Source organism: Bacillus sp. 196mf (assembly GCF_003217275.1).
In the GTDB taxonomy this organism is placed as follows: Bacteria; Bacillota; Bacilli; order Bacillales; family Bacillaceae_G; genus Bacillus_A; species Bacillus_A thuringiensis_S.
This window is the reverse complement of sequence record NZ_QJTG01000001.1, coordinates 529,765-554,020: the sequence shown is the minus strand read 5'-3', so window position 1 is coordinate 554,020 and position 24,256 is coordinate 529,765. Positions and strand designations below refer to the sequence as shown.

Sequence of the window (24,256 nt, the reverse complement as noted above, 5' to 3'; positions counted from 1 at the left end):
TCATACAAAAAAGGATGTGACTTAACGTCACATCCTTTTCACATTAAACAAAATTCCTCGCATCATTATTTCTTCCAAACTTATAAATCGCAATTAAGAAGAATGCAATCGCGAAAGCGAATAAAATTAAAATGTTTAAATACAACTCAGAGAATGGAATTCCTTGCTGTAGTTTCGATACTGTGTCTAACAACCAGCGCTGTGGAAGAAAATTAGCTACTTTTTGTACTGCACTTGGCATAATATCATATGGGAAATAACATCCAGCAAGTAAGCATGTTGGTACAATGACCATGTTTTGCATCGCATTTGCCGATGCTGAGTTTTTCGAAAAAGCTACAAGAACTAATGATATTCCAATTGCGATTAATGCAAATAGCATTAGTACGCCCATCATCACTATAAAAGGCATATTGATATTCGTATGAAAAACATTCGTTAGGAATAGGATTGTAATCAAAATTTGTACTGTTAGTATTATCATATTTACCCCGACATTAGATAATATGAACTTCTTCCCATCTATCGGCGTTGATAATAGTCTAAAGTACGTTCTATTCTCTTTTTCTTTTAAAATATGACCTGATAAGTTAGCTGCTGAAAACAGCATAAACATAATAAGGTAACCCATCGTTTGATTTGTCATATCTTTATTTTTCGAAGTATCTTCTAGCGTCTCAGTTTTCATTTTAAATGAACCTTTTTGATACCCTGCGTACATATTGTCGAATGTACTTTGATCTGTTCCTGCTACTTTACTAATAGCTGCTATATTATCAATATAATTATATAAATATGATTTTATAAATCCTGTTACTTGATCACCTTTAATCGATGAAATTTCAATATGCTCTGGTTTCCCTTCTCGAACACTTTTTGAAAAACCAGAATCCAATGTAATAACTCCATCAAGTTTTTTGGAAGTGAGTTTATCTTCTACTTCAGACTCCTTAACCTTACTCACATTCACATGATTTAATCCTTCTAAAAACTTTATCGTATCATTTGTTATCGGCTCATTTTCTTTATTTACAATCCCGATATTTAACGTTCCTTGCCCTGCATTTCCATATATCGAGAAGGAAATGAGCGTCCCTATTATCGGCAAGCTAATTATAATGAGTAAACTTTTTTTATTTTTCAAAAGCACAGATAACGTTTTTTGTATGAGCCATAAAATATCCTTCATACTATAGCCCCTCCCGTCTACGTAATGCAATAATTGCAATTAATAAAAAGAGTGCTGAAATTCCAAGGTTTAAAGAAATGACTGATAATGCTGCCCCTACATCATTTGCATAAATAATTTTCATAACAGCTGTATTTGCCCAAGTTAATGGTGATAAATTCGTAACGAAATTTTCTTCTATTACGAAATATGCACCTCCAAAAATAGAAGCTAATTGCACAACAACCATAATAATTGCCCTAGACGCTTCAGCTGTTTTCGTAATATATCCGATTCCTAAACCGAAGCTAATTGCTAGAAAAACTTGTGTTAATAAAATAAGAAATATGATTCCAAGATGGTCGCCCCAATTCGCTTGAAAAACAAATTTACTAAATAACATGACGAGTAATATGCACAGGGCATTTGCTACTAGGCTACCAAGTACTTTTCCAATGAATATTTCAGCTTTACTTATAGGTGCAGCAATGAGACGATCTCCTGTTTTACGTATTCGTTCTCCTCGAATTAAAGAACTCGCTCCCATCGCAGCATATAGTGCAATCATCGTTGTCATTACAACCGCATAGTAATCCATAGAACCTGGTTTTTTCGCAGCTTGTAAGGATGTTTCTTTTATATAATCATTATGATTTCCGTTTGAAATAACTGTGCTCACCTTAGTAGGATCTACTTTTGCAACTTCGACCGCTACATTGTACTTATCAACAAATGTTGTAAGCATTCCTTCCACAATACTCCCCTCAATACTACTTTTGTCACTTCCGTAAAATTTTGCACCATCTTTATTTAACTCTACATAAGCAGCATATTTATTTTTCTTCACTTCTTCTTTCCCATCTATACCTTCGGAAGCTTTTTTTAAATGAATACCTGATTTATCCACTTCTTTCGTAAATGCTTCAAATGATTGAGAAAACGTGCTACTCGCTTCATCTTTATATAGCACTTGTATATCTTTAATCGAATGACTATCACTATTAAATGCGTTGGTTAACGCTGTTCCTAACACAAGCATAAGCACAATCGGAAATGCTAACATAAAAACTAAAGTTCTTACGTCTCTGAAATCTCTTTTAATATGCATAATTGCAATATTGAAGATGTTCAATTGATGAACCTCCCTTTACCTTTTCTTCATTTACCTTTTATTTATCTCGTAAGTTTCTTCCGGTTAACGTAAGAAATACTGTTTCTAAGTTTGGAGCCTGCTCCTCTAACGAACGAATTTCAATGTCATGATTAATGAAATGCTGAATAATTTGATTTAAATTATTTAATCCTGCATCCGAGTTTACCTTGATTACGTTCTCTTCAATCTGAACAGCTTTCACACCGTTTATCTCTTTTAACTTTTCTACATCTAAATTTTCTACTGACTTCACTTCAATCCAAATATCTTTCGTATCTGTAATAATCGCTTTTAACTGTTCTTTCGTACCTTCTGCAATCACTTTACCGTGGTCGACAATTGCGATTTTCGTACAAATCTCTTCTACTTCTTCCATGTAGTGGCTCGTGTAAATAATAGTGCTTCCCATTTCATTTAACTTCCGGACAGACTGAAGAATATAGTTCCTTGACTGCGGATCAATTCCAACTGTCGGTTCATCCATAATAATTAACTTCGGTCTATGTGCAATTGCACAAGCAATATTTAGTCTTCTTTTCATCCCACCAGAAAAGTTCTTCGGATAGCTTTTCTGTTTATCACTAAGTCCTACAAATTGAAGAGCTTCCTCTACCCTAGCTTTTAATTCAGCTCCTCGTAATCCGTACAATCCAGCAAAGAATTTCACATTTTCATAGGCAGTTAACTCTTCATAAATCGCAATATCTTGTGGAACAATACCGATATTCATCTTTGCAAATCGATTATGTTTCTTTATATTTTTTCCTAGTATGCTAATTTCACCTTCATTACTTCTTAACAAACCAGCAATCATATTTATCGTTGTACTCTTACCAGCACCATTTGATCCTAAAAAGCCAAATATTTCTCCTTCTTTAATAGATAAAGACATATTATCAACTGCGATGAAATCACCAAATTTTTTCGTTAAATTTTTAATTTCTAATGTATTCATCATTTTCACCCCTATTTCGGTTTCTCTGCTTTTAGTATAAACAAAAAGAATGAACCTGCTCAGTGCAGAAGTTCATTCTTTTCACATGAGAATATTCACTTTTTTCATATGAGATGGTTCATCCTCGTACCATTCTCTTTATATTGGCAACAACATCGTTACTGAAAAACCACTTGTCCCATCTACAATAATTTTTCCGTTTACAGACGCCGTTCGCTCCTCCATCCCCATAATACCGAGACCTTTTTTAACAAGAGCTACCCCTTTTCCGTTATCCTTCACTTGCACCTTAACCATCTTGTTAAGCACATGAATATCTATAGAAATAACTGTCGCATCAGCATATTTCATTGCATTTGTTAGTGCTTCTGTAACATTCTCACCGATAATTTTCCACTGAATGGGAGAAATCATATCTAAGTTCCCTTTGTACACGAAAGGAATATTCACATCATTCTTACCGGCAAATTCCTCTATGAATAATTTCATACGATGAATGCCAATTTGCTCTGTTGGTGGCTTCATATTTTTTAACGTAATGCGAATACTTTCAATTCCATCTTTTGAAATGTGAATTGCATTTTGTAATAACTCCGCTGATTTTTCTTTATCTATCCCCATTAATCTCTTTGCTGCTTCCATTTGAATTAGTGCACCCGTCATCGAGTGGCCAATTTTATCATGAATTTCTTGTGATAACCGATTTCTTTCTTCTAACTTAAACGTGTATTCTGATTGTCTTATGTACTCTTTATTTTCATGTAAGCTTTTCGTAAGTCGTTGCATATCTTTTCGCATCTTATCATTTTGCGATTCAAGCTTTACTACACGCGATATATATCGATCTGCAATAGTTAAAACGAGAAAAGAAAATGCAACAATTAATCCATAAGTCATTCGAATACTTTCATCTGCAATTGTAATTGGGAGCATCATAATGACAAAGCGTGGCCAATTCTTTTCTATGTAATAGAATATAATTTCGTATAAGTTCAAAGGTAAAAACAAAATAAAAAATGGATGAATCCTCCATGTAAATAACATAACTACGCCAATGGACATACAGATTAATATTTTTTTATACGTATCTTTTTTAAATATAGAAATCATTACGTTTACAGAGAGGTAAATAAGTAAAGTAAATATAACCCACGGTAAATTTGCTACATTTGCGTAAATATAACTAAACACAATATATAAAAAGACAATTAATTTACTTACAGTTAACCAAAATTCCATATCATTAATCTACTTTCCCTGTTAAGTAATAAATCGCAATTTGTGTGCGATGTTCAAGTCCAGTTTTCCCTAAAACTGACGTAATATAATTTGCAATTGTTCCCTCAGATATAAAAAGCTGTTTCGAAATTTCTTTATTTGAGAAACCTTTTGCAATTAATGCGATAATACTAAGCTCCCTTTCTGTGAAAAGACTCTTATCAATTTTACATTCTTCCTCTTTACTTTCCATTAAATTAGACTTAATTTTATCGAGGACAACATCTTGCATAACAGTTTGACCGTTATATACTCCTTTTATCGCATCACGAATCCGCTCCGGATCGTTATTTTTTAATAAATAACCTTTAGCTCCGTTTTTTACTGCATCCAAAATATATTCATCATCATCAAACGTCGTTAAAATAAGCGGTTTTGTTTTCGTCTCTTCACAAATGAATTTCGTCGCCTCTACCCCGTTCATATTTGGCATGCGAACATCTAATAGAGCGATATCAACGTCGTTCTTTTTGCAATACTCCACTGCTTCCTTCCCATCATTTACTGTATCTACTACTTCAAACTCTTCGTATGTATTTAAAATAATTTTCATGCCCTCTCTAATAAAAGAGTTATCATCTGCTATCAATATTGTAATTTTCATGTTTGTTAGTATGGACCTTCCTCCTACTAACATTCACATCCTTTCTACGTGTAACATTTCCCACTTGCTCATTATATACTTCTCTTTACCATTTTTTCACACCTTTTTTCATCTAGCTCTCCTACAAAAAATATATTATTCTTTTTTTATAAAATGTGTAGGGTGACTTATCATTCTTTACGTCTATATAATAGAATGCGTCAAAAAGGAGGGAGAGACCCATTGAGGAAAAACAATTAATTGAAAAAGCACAACAAGGAAGCGAACATGCTTTTCGTATCCTTGTGCAAACATATCGTCATTATATTTTCCAAGTTATCTTTTCTATTTTAAGACATGAAGAAGATGCGAAAGATGTTACACAAGAAGTATTCGTAAAAATTCACGCCTCTCTCCCTAATTATCAATTTCGCGGATTAAAAACGTGGATGGCGCGTATTGCCACCAATCACGCTATTGATTATAAGAGGAAGAAAGCTAGAGAAAACGAAGAACTCTCCTTATGTAAAGAAACTGAGGGAAATATAAAATCCTCTCATAATATTGAGGATTTATTATTGACGAAAGAGCAAAAATTACTCATCGCTCAAAAACTGAGAGAACTTCCGGAAAATTACCGTGACGTCGTTCTCGCACATTACTTAGAAGAAAAAAGCTATCAAGAAATTGCTTTACAGGAAAACATCGAAGTGAAAACAGTTGAAATGAAACTGTATCGGGCACGAAAATGGATTAAAAAACATTGGAAGGAGGAAGAGTTTCTATGATGCATTATTCAAAAGAAGATTGGCGCAATTATACATTAGATTTTATAGAAAGCAATGAACGTGAATCTATGGAAGAACATCTTTACGAATGTGATCATTGTTTAACACTTTATATGGAAAGTATTGATGAACAACATGAAAACCTTCCAATGATAAATGATGATTCATTTACGAACGAAGTTATGACGCAAATTAATTTTGAAACGCTACAACCTAATGAAAATATAAAAACAAACTCACTAAAACGCACAATTATTCACTACATAATTGCGACTGCAGCTACAATTATTTTTATGGTAAGTGGTTTATTCCAATATATTTTTACAGCGACATCAAATTTCGAGAAATCTTCAAAACATAACGAGTCTTCTATCTCACAACAAATTGTAAACAAATCGGTAGATACATCAAAAAAGGACGGAGGTTTAAAGCATGAATAAAAACCCCTTTTTAGCACTTGTATTAGGGCTAATTCCTGGGCTTGGACATTTATACTTAAAAAAGCTAGGACGGTTTATTTTATATAGCGGAGGATCTTTATTTCTATTCTCCTTTGCAGTATTCTGTACCATAGTAGTAAGAGAACGTGATATTGCTTTTCTTTCTCTATTTTTACTAGCTGTTCTATGGGTAATTAACTTACTAGATTTAGTTATCACCATTATAAAACAAACGAAAAAACAAGAAGCTGGAGAATTGATAAATTCCTCTAAAGAGAGCGAACGATTTTATATCATTCTCCTATCTATCATCCCTGGACTTGGCCATTTCCAATTAGGGCTTATGCAACGTGGTCTTACGTTTTTAGTAGCTTGCACAGGAATCGGAAGTATGATTATTTTCGTTGCACTTTTAACATCGCAAGAAAGTTTTCTTATCTTCCTTATTACATTACCTGTTTTATGGATTTACAATTTCTTCGATGTTGTTCAGCAACTCCAGAAAAAAGAACGTGGCGAGCAACTAGATGACCGTACTATTTTCGAAGATTTTGAAGAACATCGAGAGCAAGGAAAGAAAAGTAAAACATTTGCTTCTATTTTAGCGATGTTCCCTGGAGCAGGTCATATGTATTTAGGTTTACAACGCCGTGGTCTTCAGCTTATGGCAGCCTTTTTACTATCTATTTATTTACTCGACTTATTAAGACTTTCTGCGTTTTTATTTTTAGTACCAATCATTTGGTTCTATAGCTTTTTTGATGCGTTACAGCAAACAGCAAAATACGGAAAAGAACGAGTACAAGACGAACCCATTATCGATTATTTTATAAATCATCAAAGATGGATCGGTATCGGATTAATTACACTCGGTGGTTATTATTTATTAAATCAAACAGTCCTTCCTATTTTGAATGATTATTTTGTAACTATATTTAATATTCATCTTAGTGAACTATATTATCGCTATTTCCAAACATCTATCGTTGCGCTCCTTTTAATTGGCGGCGGCTTTAAATTGTTACTTGGAAATAAAGAAAACAAAGGTGGGACAAGCGAATGAGGACTTGGCGTGTTGGAACATTCTCAATGGGGCTTTCTATTATATCGTTAGGATGCTTTTTACTATTTTCAGTCGTAAAAGGAATCCAAGTATTAGATACACTAACTGCATGGTGGCCAGTTTTACTCATCATACTTGGAGCCGAAGTTTTACTATACCTTCTATTTTCTAAGAAGGAACAATCATTTATTAAATATGATATTTTTAGTATTTTCTTTATCGGCGTTTTAGGAAGCGTCGGAATTGCTTTTTACTGTTTATTATCAACTGGATTACTAGAAGAAGTTCGTCACTCTATTAACACAACGAGGCAAACGAGTAATATTCCAGACGGACAATTTGATATACCTGAATCTATCAAAAAAATCGTAGTAGATGCAGGACATCAACCTCTAACGATAGAGGGAAATAATACAAATCAAATTCATCTTTTGGGAACTTATGAAATGACAACGAAAGCAAATGAAAAACTCAATTTAAAACGAGATGATTTCCTTTCAGTTCAAACGGCTGGAGAAACGATGTATATCACTTTAAAATCATTACCTGTTCAGCATACGTTATTTAATTCAGCACCACAGGTGAAACCAACGCTTGTTCTTCCGCAAAATAAAAATGTGGAAATCCGTGCTTCAAATAACGAACTATCTCTTTATCCAGGTCAATTACAAAATAATTGGTTTGTACAGGAAAGCTCAAGAGTGTCTGTCCATCTTGCAAAAGAAAGTGATGTATCTTTAACAGCAGTAACGAATCAAAAAGAAACACATGGAAGTACACCTTGGGAACAAGTAGAAGATTTAACGAAAAACGAAAATACTTCTTCAGAAGAACATCCAGAATTAAACAACCAAGAACATTGGTATAAAAATTCGATTAAAACTGGAAATGGGACGTACAAGTTAAATATTGAGAAAGCTTATAATTTGAATATGAGTGTTCTCGAAAAATAAAAAACCTTCCGCAATTGCGGAAGGTTTTTCTCATATAATCGCTTTAATTCCTTCTAACACTAATCCAATCATAAATCCGCAAACCGCCCCGTTCACTCGGATCCACTGTAAATCTTTACCCACGTTATTTTCAATCATTTCGATTAACGTCTTATCATCTAACTTATCAAGGTTTTCTTGTACAAGCTTACCAATTTTCGAATGGTTCTTCTCAACAAGACTTACAACTTGCTTTTGTAACCAATCTTCTATTTTTTGAACTGTCTGTTCATCTTCTTTTATTTTATTCATTTGTTTTTGTAAAAATGGAATAACATATTTATCAGCAAATTCTTCATTATTTACAAAAGCAACTGCTCTTTGCTGTACTTGCTCTAGCATCTCTTTTATTTTGTCAGTAGCATCCCAATTGGCAATCCATTTTTCTTTCCAATTTTCTAATTCTTGTAGTAACGCTTCATTTTCTTTTACATTGATAATTTCTTGACGAATTTTCGATAAAATAAGTTGTCTCGTACTATTATCTGCATCTTGTAAGCTGTTAATATTTCTAATAATAAATTTCTGCAAAATGCCGCCAATTTTATCTTCATCTACAATATTCATAAACGATTTCAATGTAAACTGTAAAAATCCATCTACTTTTATATTTTCCATCGCCTTCATACCTAAGCTTCCGAGCTGGTATCGAGCTTCATCTTGCGCTGTCCATTCTTTCACTTTTACTAATATGTAATCAAGTGTCTTTTCATCATATTCTTGCACTACTAATTGATCAACAAGCACTTGTAAAATGTTACTTGTATTAATTGTATGTAAATACGTCTTTAATTCTTTTTCAATAATAACCGCTAATTTTTCCGTATCGATTGAAACAATCGCTTTCTCAGCAATCGTTACAATGCCTTTTTTCACAGCATCAGACTGCATTTCTCTCTCAGCAATTTGCAGTACCATTTGTGCTAACTGCATCTCTTTTACTTTATTCGTAATACTTTCTTTCGTCAGCCATTCATTTTCTAACGTATTGATGAGCCCTTTCGTTACCCGTTTACGGTTTTTAGGTAACAAAGCTGTATGCGGAATTGGTATTCCCATCGGATGACGGAATAAAGCAGTAACCGCGAACCAATCTGCAAGCCCGCCAACCAATCCAGCTTCAAACCCCCCTTGTATAATCTCTCCTGCTACCGTTCCTTGAAAAGGGATAGAAGCCGCAAAGCCTACACCCATAACCCCAAGCGAAATACCCGCTATATATTTAGTCTGTAATGACATCGTATACACATCCTCTTATTATGTAAAATAAAGCTTTTTTGTTGTATTTATTCAATATTAGTTATCCTTTATATATACTATAAAGAACTATTGTGAAAATAACAAAGATTTTTATGTACATGAAAAAATGAGGCTACAATTAGCCTCATTTTTCTTATACCGTTAACTCCAAACCTTTCCTATAATATTCATTCATTACATCTTTTGGAACCATACTTCCACCCGTTCCCCACACAATATGAGTACCTTTTTTCACCTTCTCTGTTAACTGTTGCTTTTGTAAATACTCATCTTCTTTACATACTTTCACTGGCCCTATCATACCTGCTAGTGCAGAAGGCTCTAAATAAATATTCTCCGTGTCAGCTAGTTCTTTTAACAATCTATATAACTCTTTATCGCTTACTGTGTAATTCCCACTCAAAAATGGTTCCATCGTTTTACCGACAAATCCAGACGGTCTTCCTACCGCTAGTCCGTCCGCGTCTGTTACATTATCAATTCCGATATCTTGAACGGAAATTTTGTCATGAAGGCCGGTCATTAAGCCGAGTAACATACAAGGAGAATGTGTTGGCTCTGCAAAGAAACAATGAACATTGTCTTTATACAATAACTTTAAACCAAATGCGACGCCGCCAGGTCCGCCTCCTACTCCGCACGGAAGGTAAACGAATAAAGGATGCTCTTCATTTACTACAATCTCTAACTCTTCTAATTGCTTTTGTAATCTTGATGCTGCTACTGCGTATCCTAAAAATAAATCATGGGAATTTTCATCATCTACAAAATAACAGCTAGGATCGGCATCTGCTTGCTGACGCCCCTCTTCTACTGCTTTACTATAATCAGCTTCATACTCAATAACGTTTACACCTTTACTTCTTAATAAATCTTTTTTCCATTGTTTCGCATCTGCTGACATATGAACCGTTACGTTAAAACCTAGTTTCGCACTCATAATCCCAATGCTTAGCCCTAAATTTCCTGTTGAACCGACCGCAATTGAATATTTGGCAAAAAACTCTCTACATGTATCACTATCTAAAATGGAATAATCATCTTCTTCTGTTAACATACCGTGCTGCAAAGCTAGTTGTTCAGCATGTTTCAACACTTCATAAATGCCGCCCCTAGCTTTAATTGATCCTGATATCGGAAGATGACTATCACATTTTAATAATAATTCTCCTAAAATAGGTTGCTTGTAATTTGTCTCTAAAGCTTCTTTCATAGAAGATATTTTCACTAAAGGTGATTCGATTATGCCATTCGTCCCTTTCGTTTCAGGAAAAACTTTCGCAATATATGGTGCAAAACGCTTTAATCTCTCTTCCGCATCTTTTACATTCTCTTCATTAATTGGTGAATCTTTTATTGCTGTTTCATACTTTTCTATGTTTGGATTTATCCAAAATACTTCTTCTGTTGCAATAAGCTTATTCACTAATGGATATTCTGCTTGTAATGCCCCTATTTCTTTCATTTTGTTTCCTCCTTATATCCTTGTAGCTCACCATACAATAAATTATAATTAAATTAATTTTAATATAGTTTAACACAAATAATCCCATTAAGTTAATTTAAATTTAATTTATTTAAATATAATTTAATAATTATTAAGGAGATTTTCATTATGGAAAATATAGATATTGGTAAAAAAATTGAAAAACAAAGAAAAGAAAAAGGTTTAACTAGTAAAGAACTAGCAAAGATGGCCGATATTACACCATCAATGTTAAGTCAAATTGAGCGCGGGTCCGCTAACCCTTCTATCCAAACATTAAAAGTACTTGCTAAAGCTCTTGATGTGCCAACATTTAGCTTTTTACTTGAAGATACAAATACAGACGATTTAATTGTACGTTCCCATAAACGAAAGAAAATGATTATTGATAATTTATCATATGAAATGCTTTCACCTGATTTCACTGGAAATTTAGCAACAGCAATTATGACCGTCCCGCCTAATACAGCTTCATCAGAAAATGTGCTAGAACATAAAGGAGAAGAATTAGCATTTGTCTTAGATGGGAAAATCACACTATATTTAAATGCGGAAGAATACGTATTAGAAACTGGCGACAGTGTAAAAATACCTGCTTATTTAAAGCATAAATGGGTGAATCATTTTGAAAAAAACGCGATTGTCTTATTTTCTGTTACTCCGCCGATTTTTTAATATATCAATAAAAACAGGATGATTCTTATAAAATGAGGATTATCCTGTTTTTATTAAATAAGAAAGTGAAATTTTTGTTAAAAACTTAACAGTTGGACCCAATCCGAACAATCCTCCTAATAACATATTTACAAGTGAAACTATCCCTCCCATTGATGCTAACGTATCATGAGTCAGATTCATCCCACCACTACCAGAGGCACTTGTAATATTCACATAAAAATAAGAAATACGAAAAAATTAATTAATTTTTCAGAATTTTGTTGAAAAATATGGTAAAATCACTCTTATACTTCTTCTATTTTGCTATTATAGAAATAATTAAATTAGGATACTTTTATCGAATGGGGGAATATATAATGAGTGTGTTATTAAAAGGGCATGAACAGATTGTCAACGAATTAAACATTTTATATCAAGTAATGGTAGCGGAGCAATTAATTGAAGCGAAACAATTAAAAGAAAAAATAGAGAAACAGATTAATAAAATTGAAGCTGATCAAAATCTATCGCTTTACTACTCCCTACTAAACTTTAAATATAAGGTCCTAACCGATTGGACAAACATTAAGTATGATACTTTTAGTCAAATTGTTCGTTTAGACAATCCAATAACTGAAGACTTTATTACTTATTATTATCACTTTTTTAAAGCTGAACATGCTACCATTATTGGAAATTATGATGAAGCAAAAAAAGAATACGAAAAAGCTGAATCCCTTTTAAAACATGTACCAGGCGAACTAGAAGAAGCTGAATATAAATATAAATTTGCTATATTTAATCACCATACAAACAAACCACTTACAGCAATCAATTATGCAAATCAAGCTAAAGAGATTTTCTCAAAATATCCACGTTATGAAATTAAAATAGCTCTATGCGAAAACATTTTAGGCTCATGTTCTGTTTATTTAAAACAATTCGAACAAGCCGAAGAGAACTATAATTCAGCAATCAATATTTTACAAAAGCTGAAAGACGATACACTAATCTTAAAAGTCCGAAATAACTTAGGTTGGCTCTACTCTTCTCAAAATCTATCAACCCTTGCTATTAGACATCTTACAATAGTTACAAACAAATTACCTAAACACCTAAAAGCCAATTTTCTACAAGCCAAAGAACATTTTAGTTTAAATGAAAAAGAAATTGCAAACGATTGGGTTCAAAAAGGCTTAGAAATTTGTAATGAATTAAATAATCAAGAATATAAACACCATTTCACTATCTTAAAAACACAACACACTGGTATTCTAGACGACTTAGAAAACGCAATCATTGCAGGCACTACATATTTTAACAGTAAAGAATTATACGATTATGTACAAGAATATTACGAATTATTAGCAGTAGAATTTCATAAAGTGAATAAAATAGAGAAATCTCAAAAATATTTTTTCAAAACTTACGAAGCAAAACAAAAATTATTAACTAAGGAGGCACTAAGATAATGAAAAAGATTAGTTTAGCTATTTTAACCTTTACATGCATACTTGCTTTTGGATTTAATAATTTTACTGAAAGTCAACAAGCAAAACAACTTCCAAAATGGGATACAGATAAACAAGAAACACATGCAGACCTATAGAAACCTAAAAACCCCTAATAAAGGGGTTTTTAGATTTCTACAATATAATGATTTAGCATATGATGAAGAAATATGCTTATAAAAGATAGCCATACAGATACTCTCTGTACATGGCTATCTTTTATTTTTTCGGCACCAACAAAATCCCTAAACTAATAATACAAAAGCTCATTATTTGCTCTGCTGATAGACCAAACAGAACCGAATTTTGTTCACTAACAAGCGAAATAATAATATGAGCAAACCCCTCAATAATTAGAAAAACACTTATATTCTTTCCATTTCCGAGCCTTTCATTTTTCATCCATAACAAGCCCATTATACAAAGAGCAAGGCTGATCTCATATACGAAAATAGGGTGATATAAAAGTTTAGATTCATATATTTTCATTCCCCATGGTAGTGTCGTTTGTGCACCTACTTCATGATGTAATAGAAAATAAAAGATAATACTCACACACAGACCAAAAGGCAATGCATCAAGTAAAATACGAAGCGAAAATTGCTCCTTTTTACTTTTCCAAACAATGTATACACTCGCAATCACGCATCCTACTACAATATGTTGCATACTTCCAACAGCTAATATTGCTTGCACTGGCGCCCCAAAGGCCCATACAGGATTTAAAATTGATGGTGCAAACTTCCATACAAATACGATGATAAGAAAAGCATTTGTTACGGCATCCATCATTTTTTCATATGATACATTTTGATGCCTCATCTTTCGTTTCATCAACACAAATCCAAATAGACTTCCAATTATAAGAGATATGGGTTGTAACCTCACGATCCACTCCATCGTCACGAAATCTCCTTTTAATTCTCAATCAATTTCTTAAATTTCTTTTCTAATTGATCTGGTGGTAATACACCTCGTACATGATCTACTATAATTCCATCTTTATTAACAAAAAATGTCGTCGGTAAAGAGAATACTTTATAATCTAGTCCAGCTACTCCGTCCATATCTAATAGAACAGGAAACTCAAACCCATAGCGATTAGCAAATGCGCTTGCTTCTTGTACTGGGTCACTAACAGTTGCATTCACCGCAAAAATTTCAACATCCTTTTTATATTTATCATACATATGAACTAAATCAGGTGCCTCCATTTCACACGGCCCACACCATGATGCCCAAAAATTAATAATATATGGTTTTCCCTTAGCATCATTTAACGACTGCAACTTTCCGTCTAATCCTTTTAATGTAATGCTAGGTGCTTTAAAACCGACTTGTGGTAATACTTCTTTCTCCTGTAACTCTGCTTGTTTCGCTTTTCTTTCCTTCTCTTCTTTCTTTGAATTATAAAAGTTACCCCCCGCCCAAACGAGTGCCCCTACTAATATAATAGCAATTATTTTCTTCACTTTTCTTCCTCCTCATTTTTAAAAACCTGTAAATCCACCGAATAGACGAATAAAGAATGCTGTAATTTTCGTCATTTGATTTGTATACAATAAAATACCCGTTACAATCATCATTCCACCGCCAATTTTCATCATGACATTGGCATATGTAACAATCCATTTTACCTTCCCAATAAAGAACGCCATCACGAAAAATGGAACCGCAAACCCAAGAGTATACGCTGTAATATAAAGAAGTGCCCCTTCAGGATTCGTCGCGCCAAGCATGAGTACAGCTGAAAATATCGGTCCAACACATGGCGTCCAACCCGCTGCATATGTCATACCGACTAAAATCGAGCGAATAAATCCAGTCGATTTACTTCTATACTGCACCTTTTTCTCTGCCATAAGCCACTGAGGCTGAAACAAGCCCGTCATAAATAGCCCCATTAAAACAATAAAAATCCCACCAATTTGTTGAATCAATTTTTGGTTAGATGAAAATGTTACTCCAATCCAACTTACCGATAAACCTAACGCGTAAAATATAACCGAAAATCCGATCATAAAAAATACTGTATGTATAATCGCTGATTTTTGCATAATCCCACGATTTTCTTTTAAATCTTGAATAGACACACCTGTAATATAAGATAAATAAGATGGATATAGCGGTAAAGAGCACGGTGATATAAATGACAATACTCCCGCCCCAGCCACAAGCCAAATTGTTAAATCTGCTGCATTCATTTTATTCCCCCTGAAACACTACAACGAGTAGTGTTTATTCTAAAAAAAAGAGGCTATATGCACTCTCCGACAATAAGTACAACCGACATACAGAATAAACCTACTGTTACATATACCGAATTCGTATGTAACGGAATAGTAAGCTTAACAACCTTTTCATTTAACACTTGCTCGATTCGTAAATTTATTGCTGTTTTTGCAAATAAAGCTGTAACACATCGATTTTCCATTGTCTTTATTTTAATTAATTTTAATAACGCGCTACCTAACTCAAGTGAGGATTCCATTTTTTGCATCGCATATTTATCAGCAGCTAGTTCCTGATACGTATGATATCGCTGTAACAACCCTTTTAATATTGGTATGTACATCATTCCTTCTGCTAATAGCGTAAAACAAAATAATTTTAGCGGATCCCAATTCTTTTGATGATATTCTTCATGGAAAATAATTGCATCCATTTCTTCATCTGAAAATGTTTGAAGCATCCCTTCTGACATGACAACTTTCGGACGAAATAGCCCAATTGTAAATGCCGCAACTTCCGTAGTCGGCAATATATATATTTGTTTTCCTTTTCGGATGAAAGGGATAAGTACTTTTTGTAATTTTTTACTATAGAAAAATTGTCGCCAAATTCTTTTGCACACGATTAATACAGTAAGTAATAATAATCCAGCGATTATTATACGAATCAGCGATAATTCTTTCATATGTTTTTCTAACTGGAACAAGCAAAATTTTGAAAGAAGGAACATCTTATTTTGAAACAGAAATGGATATGTAACGTAATACAGTAACAAGCTGAAAAAGAGGGTACTAACAATTACTGCTAACAATACGATTTTACGCATTTGCCATTTCATTTCATTAATCCTCTTTTTTTAACTGACTCAATTTGTCTTCTAACTTTTTTATTAAAGTCGGATCAGCCTGCTCTAACTCATCTAACATATGATTTACAACTAAATCTCCAAATTCCCCCATCAATTCCTGTGTCATTTTCTTCGTTTGATTGGATAAGAATTCTTCTTTCGTTTGTACAGCACGATATATGCCACTTCTTTTCACAGTCTGTTTTTCTAAGTGTAATTTCTCTACTAACCTGTTCATAACTGTCATAACAGTGTTAAAATTCACAGGTGATTCTTCACTTAATTTCTGCTGCACTTCTTTAATCGTAATACCATCGCTAGACCAAACAATCTCCATAATTTTTGCTTCAAGCGGTCCAAAGAAATGATTTAACCCGTGCTCATTTAACTTATAGTTTTGAGTAAACATTGTGCAACTCCCTTCACACTACGAATTGTAGTATAAATTAAATGAAAGGTCAAACGTAAATGATATATACGAAAATTAACTACCTATAAATACATAGGCTATTCCATTCATTTTAAACCTAATTTTTCTCCAAATGTATCAAAAAGGTACTGCTCTAATATTTGTACACTAAACTTCTCATTACGCCCAAGGGCAAATAATTCCCGATCTTTCGCTACGATAGTATCTAACGGAATAACTACATTATCCACTATTTTTACAATTTCGATTATATTACTTTTCACATTCACTTCTGTTTTAAATTCAACGTTTTCTAACACTATATGTGAACGTCTTCCTGATGCAAAAAAAGTAAAATTAGGATTTTTAACAACGCCAATTTCAGTCTCTAACGCATATAAATAGTGAAAAATTACATCTCTATGTCCATCTTTTATTATTTTTTCATCCTTCTCATCGTCTAAGTATTCTTTCAGCTTCGTTGTAAATTCAAATCGAAAATCCACTTTTTTCACGCTCCTTCTTTGTATTTCATATTAAATAAATATATTGAAATAATTTTACCATATTGTAATACAACTTCCTATTAAAAGTAAAAACTGTTTTAGAAAATCGCTATTATTTCCGATACCTTTTTAAAATATAAGTATAAATTCAATATGAATGAATGCGTCATTATATCTATTTAAACATATTTTTTCCATATTTTGAAACATTAGTATGAAATATTATATATCAATGAATGGTTTCTAATGCATTGGTATATATAGTCAGTAGTTTCTTTACTATTCCGATATACTTAAGCTATATTTTCTAATTATTGATTACATTACGGAAGGAATGTAACTCTCTTCTATCGAATTTTTATATAACAAAAATGATTAGGTGGTGCTTTACTATGAAATTAGCTGTCATTGGTGGCGGTGATTTACAAGATTCAAATCACTTGCCTATTAATGAACGCCTTATAGAATTAACAAATAAACAGTACCCAAAAATATTGTTTATTCCAACGGCTAGTCATGATGATGAAAGCTATATAAAATTATTTTTAGACACGTTTGAAAAACAATTACATTGTGAAGTACAAATTTTACGTACTACAACAGATTCACCTTCTAAGTATGAAATAGACGAGATGATTCATTCAGCCGATTTAATTTATCTAGGTGGCGGGAACTATATTCACATGCTTACGCAATGGAAAGAACATAGACTCGATGAAAAATTATTATTGGCTCTGCAACAAGGAACACTTATTGCTGGTTATAGCGCTGGTGCTATGTGTTGGTTCACGTCTAGTATCCGATCAGATTATGAAGGTTCTGGTTATATAGAAAGTAACGGATGGGGGATTGTTAATAAAAGATTTTGTCCACATTATAATCAATTAAACAGAATGAACGCCTTCCATTCCTTTTTACAAAATCATCAAGGGAATATAGAAGGAATTGCACTCGAGGATAATTGCGCTTTATATATTACAGAAGAATCCTTTGAGATTATCGGTGAACCGGAAAAAGCGTGGGAGTTTTATATGAGTGATAAAACACTCATTAGACAACATTTTGATATCACTTTAAAAAGCTATTTGTAAACCTGCACTTACGAAAAAATGTCCCTAAGTCTAATAACTTAGGGACATTTTTTCTATTTAACTAACTAATCGTGTAATTCGTTTCTTTTGCCATGAAAGCTTATAATATGCATACTGTAATATTAAGCTGACAATAAATGCTGCTGGATACCCGATCCAGATGCCTTCTATTCCAAGACTTGTATGGTAAGAAAGATAATATGCTACGGGTACTTCTACAAGCCAAATTGAAACAACTCCAATAACAGTTGGCCAAAGTACTGTACCGCTCGCTCGCATTGTCGCACTAATAATTTGTGCATGACCGAAAATTAAATAACTCCATAACGTAATCATAACTAAGCTATGAGCAATTTCAATTGTAGTTTGACTCGTTAAAAATAGTGATAAGATGTCTCTTGAGAATAAGTAAATAAGAGATATTAACACACCACCGATGACGTAGTTCATAATAATTCCAGCCTTCACAACTTTCTGCAATCGATCAAATTGATTCGCACCAATCGATTGTGCCGCAAAAATGGAAACTGTAATACCAAGGCTAACTGCTGGCATTTGTACATAACTTGCAACTTGATTCACAACGCCGTAAGCAGCTGTTGCATCCGAACCGTAACGATTTACAAATGCGATTACGGCAATCTCAGATAATGATACTAATATCATATTTATACTTGCTGGTATACCGAGCCTTAGCAATAGCTTTAATAACTCCCCATCCATTCGAAGGTATTTTCTAACCGTGCCATCTAGTTGTAATGGGTGATTTTTCTTCTTTAAATACACAAGCATGACAATAAACGTAATAACTGTAGATATAACAGATGCATAGGCCGCTCCATACACATCTAATTTCGGAGCTCCTAACCATCCAAAAATAAGAACTGGTAATAAAATCATATTTAGCGCTGTACTTACAATTAAAAAGTAAAATGGCGTTTTAGAATCTCCTGTACCTCTCATAAATGTTGTATATGCGAAATATAAAAATAATACTGGCATCGATATAAATAAAATCCGTGCATAATGTACACTTATTTCAATAATATTTTCTGGCGTTCCCATTAGACGCATAATATCCATCGCAAAAATACTGCCTATTATCGCCAACACAACTCCAATAATAAAGGTAAACGTCAACGTCGTACCAACGATAGCTTTTAAACGATCTTCGTTTTTAGCACCAAACGCCTGACCAATTAAAATAGAGCTTCCTGAACCGATACCAATTACAAATGAAACGAGCAAGAAAAATAATGGGAAGAATGCTGATATAGCCGCTAAATCATTAACTCCAAGCCATCTTCCTACTACTACCATACCAAATAATTGTCCAACTGATTGTAGTACATTACTTAATAATAACGGTACTAAAAACATCGACATCGATTTCCAAATCGGTTTACTCTCACTTTCCAACTTATGTGACTCCGCACCTTCTTTATTGTTATCTGCAGGTGGTTTCAAATTTCATTTCTCCTTTTATTAAACATCTATTTTCAATCTCTATCTCTTTGTATAGTTGTTATAATACTGTGCTTCTATTCATTTTCTTTTCGTATGATTATAACTTCACCCAATATTGACTTCCATCGGCTGTTCGATCTAAAAATCCATATTCGATTAAATATCTTCTTAATGTTACAAAATCAGGGTATACATTTTCTATCACTGTATTTACTTCTTTTTCAGTATACTTTTTATTACTATCAAACTTCTTCACTAAATGGCGCAATATAATTAATTTACGCTTTTGTTTCTTCGGAAATTTAGAGAGAGGTCCATCTAATCCTTCTGTAAAATGAGCTTTTAATACTTCATCATTTTCTTCTTCCGTAATATTGTATCGATCATCCACCATCGTTGCTGTTCTATGAATTGGCACAAATTTCGTTTGTACTTTTGATTTTTCTTCTGATAATTCCATTAGCGCTAAAAATACTTTTGATTGCTTCATTTTCTCTCGCAGTGTAAATCGATGATTACGAATTGTTGATGTACTTCCGCCATCCATCTCTTTTACAATTTCTTTATCATTCAGTCCCATATGGAAAAACTGAACCATTTTCTTTTGTAAATCCGTTAAACCAGTAAATTTCTTATCCATATTTAACAAATAATCAAACATAGACGTATGCTCATTTTGAATATGCAATTGGACGAACTTCTCTGCTTCATACAAAATTTGGTTATCTTGATAAATAACACCTTTAATAAATGTTTCACCACAAGCTAAGCAAATGTACTCCTCTTTTTCTTCATCAAACACATACCCTTTCTTTAATTCCTCTATTGACGCATCCCAAAACTTCTCTGAAATATCACTCATACTAAACACTCCTTTAAAATGTTTATTTAAAACCAAACAAATCAGCATAACGTTTATTACCACTTCACTATCTTATCACAACGCAAACAAACATTTCAATGTTTCGTTTACCCATTTTATAAACTTTTATAAAAACATCTAACAATAGGGTTTAATACAACGAAAAGCGAATATGTTTATACAAATTCATTTTATAGGATGTGAAATAGAACATAAATATTCTTCAAGACCCTTAGTTTACCGTTAAACAAATTGCACAGAATACATATGCGATTAGTGAATATGGAACTGGTATTCACTCATTCCAAAACTTCAGTATTCAATTTTAACTACAAAAAAGATGTTTTCGTATAAGAAAACATCCTTTACTTTTTATATATTCTATTTACAGTCTCTACTAAAACCTTACTTGCTTGTACAAATGTATGCTTTCGATTTCTATCTTCAACAAATTTATTAGCACAACTACTCATAATCATCATACAACTAATTATGACTAACGCTATCTTTCTATTCTTGTAAGTCACTTCATGCCACTCCACTATTACAAAACTTCTTTTGAATTTATCCCATCAAGAAATTTTACATGAATAATAAAACGTGTGAATATGCAATTCTGCATATTCACACGTTTTATCACAATGTTATGATTTAATTTAGTTAAAGAACAAGTATACCGAGGTGACTAACTTGAAGTTTAAAGCGAAAAAAAATCCATTCCACGTCATTTTCATTACATTATTTATAATTATTTTTTTCGTTTCGTTATTCTTCCAAAATGAAAATTCTATTTTTTTCACTCTCATGATGCTATTAAATATCGTGAACCTTTCTTCATTCTATTTCTCTCACTACAACGTAACGGAATCATCTCTTGTTGTAAAACACGGTTTCATACTTCGTACTGAAATCCCATTTAAAGACATTCGCCATATTAAGTACTCTGGCAAAAAACTTCGTTCAAAAAAATGGACTAGGCAACAATTAGAAATTAATTATAATTTATTTGACTCAGTGACCACTTTCGTACCACAAGAAGAAGAAAAATTCATTTCACTCTTAAAAGAGAACTGCCCACAGATGAAAGTAATGAATACGCCTGCTAACAAATAATATATTTTGAAGCTTGCATTATTGCAAGTAGATGAAACTTAAAAATGAACATCAAAAAAGCCAAGATTCTATACTAAGAATCTTGGCTTTTTCTATTACTCTTTTGGAGCAATCATTTTCTTTGGATCTACAATTTCATTAAATTGCTCTTCTGTTAGTAGTCCAGATTGCAACGCTGCTTCTTTTAAAGTTAATCCTTCTTTATGAGCATGCTTCGCAATTTTCGCTGCATTTTCATATCCGATATGTGGGTTTAGCGCTGTTACAAGCATTAGTGAACGATTCACATTTTCATTAATTACTTCTTCATCTGCTTCAATACCAACTGCACAATTGTCATTAAACGAAACAATTGCATCCGCTAATAAGTGAGCTGATTGTAAGAAGTTATAAGCAATAACAGGTTTAAATACATTTAACTCAAAGTTACCTTGGCTCGCAGCAAATCCGATTGTTGCATCATTCCCCATTACTTGCGCTACAACCATCGTTAACGCTTCACTTTGCGTTGGATTTACTTTACCTGGCATAATAGAGCTTCCCGGTTCATTTGCTGGAATAATAATTTCTCCAAGACCACTACGTGGACCACTTGCAAGCCAACGTACATCGTTAGCAATCTTCATTAGATCCGCAGCTAATGCTTTTAATGCACCGTGAGTATATACAACTTCATCATGGCTCGTTAATGCATGGAACTTATTTGGTGCAGAAACAAATTGTTTACCTGTAAATTGACTAATTTCCTCTGATACCATCTCACCAAATTTAGGATGAGCATTAATACCTGTTCCAACCGCAGTTCCACCAATTGCTAACTCTTTCATATATGTATTGCTCTCTGCAATCATACGCTCTGTTTTTTCAAGCATACGGTGCCATCCGCTAATTTCTTGCCCTAAAGTTAACGGCGTTGCATCTTGTAAATGTGTACGACCAATTTTTATAATATGTTCAAATGCAGTTACTTTTTCTGCTAAAGTTTCTTTTAATTTCGTAATTGCTGGTAATACGTGATTTTCTACTGCGATTACACAAGCTACATGAAGCGCCGTTGGAAATGTATCATTTGAACTTTGTGACATGTTCACATCATCATTCGGATGAATATGTACGTCAGATCCCTTCTCTTTCAAAATTTGATTCCCACGATTTGCAATTACTTCATTCACATTCATGTTTGACTGTGTACCACTACCTGTTTGCCATACGACAAGCGGAAAATGTTCATTCCATTTCCCTGCAATCACTTCATCCGCAGCTTCTACAATTGCTTCTGCTTTTTCTTCTGATAGCTTTCCTAATTTTTGATTGCTAAGCGCTGCACTCTTCTTTAAAATTGCAAATGCTTTTACAATTTCAAGCGGCATTTGCTCTGTTCCAATTGGAAAGTTTTCTTTACTACGTTGTGTTTGTGCTGCCCATAATTTATCAGCTGGAACTTTTATTTCTCCTAATGTATCTCTTTCAATTCTGTACTCCATGTTTTCATCCCCTTGAAAATATAATACCTACATCTCTTATAATAACAGACTTTCTCTTAAATGATAAGAATTCTCACTCTTATATATAGATATTCTATATTTATTTTAAAAAATTCCTCTTGACCTAAACTTAAGTTTAGGCTGTATCCTTTCCATTGTAACCTACTATAACACTACTGGAGGAATTCAATATGAAAAAATATGCTTTTATAACAGGTGCGAATAAAGGAATTGGATATGAACTTGTTCGTCAATTAGCAGAAAAAGATTACCACGTATTTTTAGGTGCTCGTAATGAACAACTTGGACAACAAGCCGTAGAATCTTTAAATGTTTCAAACGTTTCCTATATTCAAGTAGATATTTCAAATTCACAATCCATTCAAGAAGCAACAAAGAAAATTTACGAAACGACTGACCACTTACATTTATTAATTAATAACGCAGGCATAGCGCTAGACTTCAATACGCTACCTAGTGAATTAAATATTGAAACTTTACGCCAAGGATTTGAAGTTAACTTTTTTGGAACTTTCCAAATGATGCAAGCCTTTTTACCATTATTAAAGAAATCAAGCAACAGTAAAATCATAAATGTAACAACTGACATGGCCTCACTAACAATGTTTGCTAATGGTGAAACACATCCAATTAATACACTAGGATATAATTCTTCCAAAACAGCTATTAATGCTTTAACATTAGCTTTTAGTAAAGAATTTGCCACTAACGGTCCAGAAGTATTTGGAGTAACTCCTGGTTTTACAACTACGGATCTTAATGGAAATTCCCCCGGTGGCCATACAACCACTGAAAGTGCTAAAATTATTATTAAATATGCATTAAGTGAAACAAACTATAATGGTAAAATATTTAACAAAGATGGCATTATACCTTGGTAATAAAAGGAT

Annotated in this window: 28 protein-coding genes; 10 read left to right on the top strand and 18 right to left on the bottom strand. The window is 33.1% G+C overall.

Annotated features, from left to right (window positions below; translation table 11 throughout):
• Window positions 1–43: 43 nt before the first annotated feature.
• From ATL10_RS03130 to ATL10_RS03110, 5 genes are all read right to left on the bottom strand, one after another.
• Complete coding sequence (locus ATL10_RS03130; protein ID WP_090976120.1) at window positions 44–1,189, bottom strand: ABC transporter permease; 1,146 nt, start codon at window positions 1,187–1,189, stop codon at window positions 44–46.
• 1 nt (window position 1,190) lies between these two features.
• Window positions 1,191–2,300: an ABC transporter permease gene (locus ATL10_RS03125; protein WP_110496409.1), complete on the bottom strand. Its 1,110-nt coding sequence runs from the start codon at window positions 2,298–2,300 to the stop codon at window positions 1,191–1,193.
• Between the two features lie 37 nt (window positions 2,301–2,337).
• Window positions 2,338–3,276, bottom strand: coding sequence for an ABC transporter ATP-binding protein (locus ATL10_RS03120; protein ID WP_001093820.1), 939 nt, complete (start codon window positions 3,274–3,276; stop codon window positions 2,338–2,340).
• Between the two features lie 138 nt (window positions 3,277–3,414).
• On the bottom strand, window positions 3,415–4,515 hold the full coding sequence (locus tag ATL10_RS03115) for a sensor histidine kinase (RefSeq protein ID WP_110496407.1): 1,101 nt from the start codon (window positions 4,513–4,515) through the stop codon (window positions 3,415–3,417).
• Window positions 4,516–4,519: 4 nt separating this feature from the next.
• Complete coding sequence (locus ATL10_RS03110; RefSeq protein WP_000704780.1) at window positions 4,520–5,158, bottom strand: response regulator transcription factor; 639 nt, start codon at window positions 5,156–5,158, stop codon at window positions 4,520–4,522.
• Window positions 5,159–5,442: 284 nt separating this feature from the next.
• On the opposite strand from ATL10_RS03110, the gene ATL10_RS03100 reads away from it, so the two are divergent.
• Genes ATL10_RS03100 through exsE form a run of 4 tightly spaced genes read left to right on the top strand, consistent with a single transcriptional unit; the run spans window position 5,443 to window position 8,381 of the window.
• Window positions 5,443–5,925: an RNA polymerase sigma factor gene (locus ATL10_RS03100; protein WP_232339738.1), complete on the top strand. Its 483-nt coding sequence runs from the start codon at window positions 5,443–5,445 to the stop codon at window positions 5,923–5,925.
• On the top strand, window positions 5,922–6,365 hold the full coding sequence (locus ATL10_RS03095) for a hypothetical protein (RefSeq protein WP_065228606.1): 444 nt from the start codon (window positions 5,922–5,924) through the stop codon (window positions 6,363–6,365). The genes ATL10_RS03100 and ATL10_RS03095 overlap by 4 nt, the downstream gene beginning before the upstream one ends.
• Entirely contained in the window at window positions 6,358–7,428 is a 1,071-nt protein-coding gene (locus tag ATL10_RS03090) for a hypothetical protein (protein WP_097821582.1), read from the top strand. The genes ATL10_RS03095 and ATL10_RS03090 overlap by 8 nt, the downstream gene beginning before the upstream one ends.
• Window positions 7,425–8,381, top strand: coding sequence for an exosporium protein ExsE (exsE, locus tag ATL10_RS03085; protein WP_001261427.1), 957 nt, complete (start codon window positions 7,425–7,427; stop codon window positions 8,379–8,381). The genes ATL10_RS03090 and exsE overlap by 4 nt, the downstream gene beginning before the upstream one ends.
• A gap of 30 nt (window positions 8,382–8,411) precedes the next feature.
• Here exsE and ATL10_RS03080 read toward each other — a convergent pair whose 3' ends face one another.
• The gene (locus tag ATL10_RS03080; protein ID WP_098289397.1) at window positions 8,412–9,659 is read right to left on the bottom strand and encodes a DUF445 domain-containing protein; all 1,248 of its coding nucleotides are present in this window, start codon (window positions 9,657–9,659) and stop codon (window positions 8,412–8,414) included.
• A gap of 154 nt (window positions 9,660–9,813) precedes the next feature.
• A complete protein-coding gene (locus tag ATL10_RS03075) occupies window positions 9,814–11,145 on the bottom strand; it encodes a D-serine ammonia-lyase (protein WP_098289398.1) in 1,332 nt (443 codons plus the stop codon).
• Window positions 11,146–11,295: 150 nt separating this feature from the next.
• Here ATL10_RS03075 and ATL10_RS03070 point away from each other — a divergent pair, with 150 nt between their 5' ends.
• Window positions 11,296–11,841 carry a helix-turn-helix domain-containing protein gene (locus tag ATL10_RS03070; protein ID WP_098127817.1) on the top strand — a complete coding sequence of 182 codons (546 nt, stop codon included), beginning with the start codon at window positions 11,296–11,298 and terminating at the stop codon, window positions 11,839–11,841.
• A gap of 39 nt (window positions 11,842–11,880) precedes the next feature.
• On the opposite strand, the gene ATL10_RS03065 is transcribed toward ATL10_RS03070, so the two are convergent.
• Window positions 11,881–12,057 (bottom strand): ATPase, encoded by a 177-nt coding sequence (locus ATL10_RS03065; RefSeq protein WP_098236624.1) that lies wholly within the window; start codon window positions 12,055–12,057, stop codon window positions 11,881–11,883.
• 143 nt (window positions 12,058–12,200) lie between these two features.
• On the opposite strand from ATL10_RS03065, the gene ATL10_RS03060 reads away from it, so the two are divergent.
• Complete coding sequence (locus tag ATL10_RS03060) at window positions 12,201–13,295, top strand: response regulator aspartate phosphatase (RefSeq protein WP_097821577.1); 1,095 nt, start codon at window positions 12,201–12,203, stop codon at window positions 13,293–13,295.
• On the top strand, window positions 13,295–13,432 hold the full coding sequence (locus tag ATL10_RS31085) for a hypothetical protein (protein WP_000724012.1): 138 nt from the start codon (window positions 13,295–13,297) through the stop codon (window positions 13,430–13,432). The genes ATL10_RS03060 and ATL10_RS31085 overlap by 1 nt, the downstream gene beginning before the upstream one ends.
• A gap of 121 nt (window positions 13,433–13,553) precedes the next feature.
• Here the strand turns inward: ATL10_RS31085 and ATL10_RS03055 are convergent, their stop codons facing one another.
• The 6 genes from ATL10_RS03055 to ATL10_RS03030 form a co-directional block, all read right to left on the bottom strand.
• Entirely contained in the window at window positions 13,554–14,234 is a 681-nt protein-coding gene (locus ATL10_RS03055) for a prolipoprotein diacylglyceryl transferase family protein (protein WP_069355371.1), read from the bottom strand.
• A 17-nt stretch (window positions 14,235–14,251) separates the two neighbouring features.
• A complete protein-coding gene (locus ATL10_RS03050) occupies window positions 14,252–14,806 on the bottom strand; it encodes a TlpA family protein disulfide reductase (protein WP_069355370.1) in 555 nt (184 codons plus the stop codon).
• 18 nt (window positions 14,807–14,824) lie between these two features.
• On the bottom strand, window positions 14,825–15,538 hold the full coding sequence (gene ccdA, locus ATL10_RS03045) for a cytochrome c-type biogenesis protein CcdA (protein ID WP_098235547.1): 714 nt from the start codon (window positions 15,536–15,538) through the stop codon (window positions 14,825–14,827).
• 53 nt (window positions 15,539–15,591) lie between these two features.
• Window positions 15,592–16,404, bottom strand: coding sequence for a M56 family metallopeptidase (locus ATL10_RS03040; protein ID WP_065228601.1), 813 nt, complete (start codon window positions 16,402–16,404; stop codon window positions 15,592–15,594).
• A 4-nt stretch (window positions 16,405–16,408) separates the two neighbouring features.
• The gene (locus tag ATL10_RS03035; RefSeq protein ID WP_000495052.1) at window positions 16,409–16,822 is read right to left on the bottom strand and encodes a BlaI/MecI/CopY family transcriptional regulator; all 414 of its coding nucleotides are present in this window, start codon (window positions 16,820–16,822) and stop codon (window positions 16,409–16,411) included.
• Between the two features lie 107 nt (window positions 16,823–16,929).
• Window positions 16,930–17,328, bottom strand: a complete 399-nt coding sequence (locus ATL10_RS03030) for a DUF3942 family protein (protein WP_000347529.1) — start codon at window positions 17,326–17,328, stop codon at window positions 16,930–16,932.
• Between the two features lie 392 nt (window positions 17,329–17,720).
• Between ATL10_RS03030 and ATL10_RS03025 the strand changes: the two genes are divergently transcribed.
• The gene (locus ATL10_RS03025) at window positions 17,721–18,419 is read left to right on the top strand and encodes a peptidase E (RefSeq protein ID WP_000762116.1); all 699 of its coding nucleotides are present in this window, start codon (window positions 17,721–17,723) and stop codon (window positions 18,417–18,419) included.
• Window positions 18,420–18,476: 57 nt separating this feature from the next.
• Here ATL10_RS03025 and ATL10_RS03020 read toward each other — a convergent pair whose 3' ends face one another.
• The 3 genes from ATL10_RS03020 to ATL10_RS31080 form a co-directional block, all read right to left on the bottom strand.
• Complete coding sequence (locus tag ATL10_RS03020; protein WP_000804127.1) at window positions 18,477–19,886, bottom strand: MATE family efflux transporter; 1,410 nt, start codon at window positions 19,884–19,886, stop codon at window positions 18,477–18,479.
• Between the two features lie 97 nt (window positions 19,887–19,983).
• Window positions 19,984–20,748: a DUF2087 domain-containing protein gene (locus tag ATL10_RS03015; RefSeq protein WP_110496403.1), complete on the bottom strand. Its 765-nt coding sequence runs from the start codon at window positions 20,746–20,748 to the stop codon at window positions 19,984–19,986.
• 365 nt (window positions 20,749–21,113) lie between these two features.
• The gene (locus tag ATL10_RS31080; protein WP_000221432.1) at window positions 21,114–21,275 is read right to left on the bottom strand and encodes a hypothetical protein; all 162 of its coding nucleotides are present in this window, start codon (window positions 21,273–21,275) and stop codon (window positions 21,114–21,116) included.
• A 163-nt stretch (window positions 21,276–21,438) separates the two neighbouring features.
• On the opposite strand from ATL10_RS31080, the gene ATL10_RS03005 reads away from it, so the two are divergent.
• Window positions 21,439–21,861 carry a PH domain-containing protein gene (locus tag ATL10_RS03005; protein WP_000669072.1) on the top strand — a complete coding sequence of 141 codons (423 nt, stop codon included), beginning with the start codon at window positions 21,439–21,441 and terminating at the stop codon, window positions 21,859–21,861.
• A 95-nt stretch (window positions 21,862–21,956) separates the two neighbouring features.
• On the opposite strand, the gene fumC is transcribed toward ATL10_RS03005, so the two are convergent.
• On the bottom strand, window positions 21,957–23,345 hold the full coding sequence (gene fumC / locus ATL10_RS03000) for a class II fumarate hydratase (protein WP_053564799.1): 1,389 nt from the start codon (window positions 23,343–23,345) through the stop codon (window positions 21,957–21,959).
• A 191-nt stretch (window positions 23,346–23,536) separates the two neighbouring features.
• On the opposite strand from fumC, the gene ATL10_RS02995 reads away from it, so the two are divergent.
• Window positions 23,537–24,247, top strand: coding sequence for an SDR family NAD(P)-dependent oxidoreductase (locus ATL10_RS02995; RefSeq protein WP_000759552.1), 711 nt, complete (start codon window positions 23,537–23,539; stop codon window positions 24,245–24,247).
• Window positions 24,248–24,256 lie beyond the last annotated feature (9 nt).

What these genes read in the sequence shown, in the direction of transcription:
- ATL10_RS03130 (WP_090976120.1), bottom strand. Translation starts at nt 1,189, where the DNA reads ATGAAGGATATTTTATGGCTCATACAAAAAACGTTATCTGTGCTTTTG.
- ATL10_RS03120 (WP_001093820.1), bottom strand. Translation starts at nt 3,276, where the DNA reads ATGAATACATTAGAAATTAAAAATTTAACGAAAAAATTTGGTGATTTC.
- ATL10_RS03115 (WP_110496407.1), bottom strand. Translation starts at nt 4,515, where the DNA reads ATGGAATTTTGGTTAACTGTAAGTAAATTAATTGTCTTTTTATATATT.
- ATL10_RS03110 (WP_000704780.1), bottom strand. Translation starts at nt 5,158, where the DNA reads ATGAAAATTACAATATTGATAGCAGATGATAACTCTTTTATTAGAGAG.
- ATL10_RS03095 (WP_065228606.1), top strand. Translation starts at nt 5,922, where the DNA reads ATGATGCATTATTCAAAAGAAGATTGGCGCAATTATACATTAGATTTT.
- ATL10_RS03090 (WP_097821582.1), top strand. Translation starts at nt 6,358, where the DNA reads ATGAATAAAAACCCCTTTTTAGCACTTGTATTAGGGCTAATTCCTGGG.
- exsE (WP_001261427.1), top strand. Translation starts at nt 7,425, where the DNA reads ATGAGGACTTGGCGTGTTGGAACATTCTCAATGGGGCTTTCTATTATA.
- ATL10_RS03080 (WP_098289397.1), bottom strand. Translation starts at nt 9,659, where the DNA reads ATGTCATTACAGACTAAATATATAGCGGGTATTTCGCTTGGGGTTATG.
- ATL10_RS03075 (WP_098289398.1), bottom strand. Translation starts at nt 11,145, where the DNA reads ATGAAAGAAATAGGGGCATTACAAGCAGAATATCCATTAGTGAATAAG.
- ATL10_RS03070 (WP_098127817.1), top strand. Translation starts at nt 11,296, where the DNA reads ATGGAAAATATAGATATTGGTAAAAAAATTGAAAAACAAAGAAAAGAA.
- ATL10_RS03060 (WP_097821577.1), top strand. Translation starts at nt 12,201, where the DNA reads ATGAGTGTGTTATTAAAAGGGCATGAACAGATTGTCAACGAATTAAAC.
- ATL10_RS31085 (WP_000724012.1), top strand. Translation starts at nt 13,295, where the DNA reads ATGAAAAAGATTAGTTTAGCTATTTTAACCTTTACATGCATACTTGCT.
- ATL10_RS03055 (WP_069355371.1), bottom strand. Translation starts at nt 14,234, where the DNA reads ATGGAGTGGATCGTGAGGTTACAACCCATATCTCTTATAATTGGAAGT.
- ccdA (WP_098235547.1), bottom strand. Translation starts at nt 15,538, where the DNA reads ATGAATGCAGCAGATTTAACAATTTGGCTTGTGGCTGGGGCGGGAGTA.
- ATL10_RS03040 (WP_065228601.1), bottom strand. Translation starts at nt 16,404, where the DNA reads ATGAAATGGCAAATGCGTAAAATCGTATTGTTAGCAGTAATTGTTAGT.
- ATL10_RS03035 (WP_000495052.1), bottom strand. Translation starts at nt 16,822, where the DNA reads ATGTTTACTCAAAACTATAAGTTAAATGAGCACGGGTTAAATCATTTC.
- ATL10_RS03025 (WP_000762116.1), top strand. Translation starts at nt 17,721, where the DNA reads ATGAAATTAGCTGTCATTGGTGGCGGTGATTTACAAGATTCAAATCAC.
- ATL10_RS03015 (WP_110496403.1), bottom strand. Translation starts at nt 20,748, where the DNA reads ATGAGTGATATTTCAGAGAAGTTTTGGGATGCGTCAATAGAGGAATTA.
- fumC (WP_053564799.1), bottom strand. Translation starts at nt 23,345, where the DNA reads ATGGAGTACAGAATTGAAAGAGATACATTAGGAGAAATAAAAGTTCCA.
- ATL10_RS02995 (WP_000759552.1), top strand. Translation starts at nt 23,537, where the DNA reads ATGAAAAAATATGCTTTTATAACAGGTGCGAATAAAGGAATTGGATAT.